Annotated in this window: 2 protein-coding genes; both read right to left on the bottom strand. The window is 61.6% G+C overall.

What is annotated here, in order from left to right; all coding sequences use genetic code 11:
• Positions 1–46: 46 nt before the first annotated feature.
• Positions 47–169 carry a ferredoxin gene (locus tag EDC27_RS16840; protein WP_342778613.1) on the bottom strand — a complete coding sequence of 41 codons (123 nt, stop codon included), beginning with the start codon at positions 167–169 and terminating at the stop codon, positions 47–49.
• Positions 170–303: 134 nt separating this feature from the next.
• The coding region (locus EDC27_RS00655; RefSeq protein ID WP_123288697.1) for a glycosyltransferase at positions 304–1,611 on the bottom strand (1,308 nt) is incomplete at its 5' end.

Genomic DNA, 1,611 nt, shown 5'->3' with positions numbered 1-1,611 from the left:
AATTTTAACCGCGAAAAAGGCCAGTGCTGTCGACCGGCGCCGGTCCTCAGTGCTCCAGGATGGCTCCCGTGGGACACCCGTCCACGGCCTCCAGGGCTTCGTCATCCAGCTCTTCGGGAACTTCCTCACGCACCGCGTAGGCCTTATCGTCCTCGTTCCAGTCGAAAATCTCCAGGCAGGTATCGATGCACGTCTGATGCAGAGATCCTGGTCCACCTCCACCCGTACCCGCAATCCCTCCTCTACGGCCTTGAACTGGCCATAGCAGGACCCGCGGGCCGCGGTTTTATCCCCCGGGCGCACTCAGAGTTCCAACAGCCCCCTGATCAGCTTCAGCTCGTCGAGTACGCCCCGGGTCAGGAGAAAGCGTTCCTTGACGGCCTCTTTCCCCCTCTTTCCCATCTCCCGGGCAAAGCCGGGATTCTTCAGGAGGTAGTTGACGCGGTCTGCCATTTCCTCCACGCCCTTCTTGCCAGGGGGCACCAGAAAGCCGTTGTAGCCGTCCGTGATCTGGGACGGGATACCGCCCACATCCCCTCCGATGACCGGCTTTTCCTTCCACATGCCCTCGCTGACTGTCAGCCCGAATCCCTCTTTGATCGAGGGCTGCAAGATGATTCGGGCGGCCCGCTGGAACGCGTTGACCTCGATGTGGCTGTCCACCGGCAAGTTGAGCAGGTGCACGTCTGGCAGGCCCTCCACCTCTCCCTTGAGCTCCGCGAAAATGGCCTCGTTTTCCGGGTCGTCGCTGGCCGTGCCTCCGACCATGAGGAGCTGGCAGCGCGTCTCCTGCCGCACCAGTCTGAAGGCCTCGAGGGCGTATCGGTGTCCTTTGAAGGGGTCGAAGCGCGAGACCAGGACGATCAGGGGTTTGGCCTCCATGTCCACCACGCCGTACCGGGAGCAAATCTCTCGGACCTGCTCGGGTGGCAGGTCCCTGTTCTTGTCCGACAAGGGATCTATGTACGGCAGAATGACCGCGGAGGTCACCTTCCAACGGGGCAGAAACTTGGCGGCCGAAAAGACCACCAAATCGTACTCCTCGGTGAGGCTCCTTATGAAATCCAGGACGAACTGGTGCTCCCTCGAAAGGTGGATGTGGCAGCGCCAGATCCACTTCTGCCGCCGCCTCACGTGCTCCGGTGCGAACTTGATCAGTCCGGCCGGCTGGGGGTCGTGAACTACTATTATGTCGGCGTCCTCCCGCACCGCGGCATAGTTCTGCCGGTTGGTATCCCAGTAGACCTTGGTCCCGGCCAGGTCCGGAACATTGGGCCTACCCTGGAGAAAGTTGTGCACGGTCTTGGTGTAGATGAAAAAGCTAGGCTCCGCGCGGATAACGTCCCAAGTCACGTCCAGACCCAGGGCCCGCTCGAAGGGTACGAGGGACCGGAGCATTTCGGCCACCCCTCCCCCGCTACGGGCCGAATTGATCTGCTGCACCTTGACACCGCGCAAATCGCGGCCCAGAGAGAGCAGTTCATCCATTTTTTCCTGGTCGACCAGGGACGCGTAGGCCGCCAGGCGCTCGGCGCTGAAAGCGCCCTCCCAATCGATCCGCGGGCAAACGCCTGTATCCGGCATGGGATTCCTCCTCGACCTGAATTTCCC

It is taken from the genome of Desulfosoma caldarium (assembly GCF_003751385.1).
In the GTDB taxonomy this organism is placed as follows: Bacteria; Desulfobacterota; Syntrophobacteria; order Syntrophobacterales; family DSM-9756; genus Desulfosoma; species Desulfosoma caldarium.
This window is presented reverse-complemented; position numbering and strand designations above follow the sequence as displayed.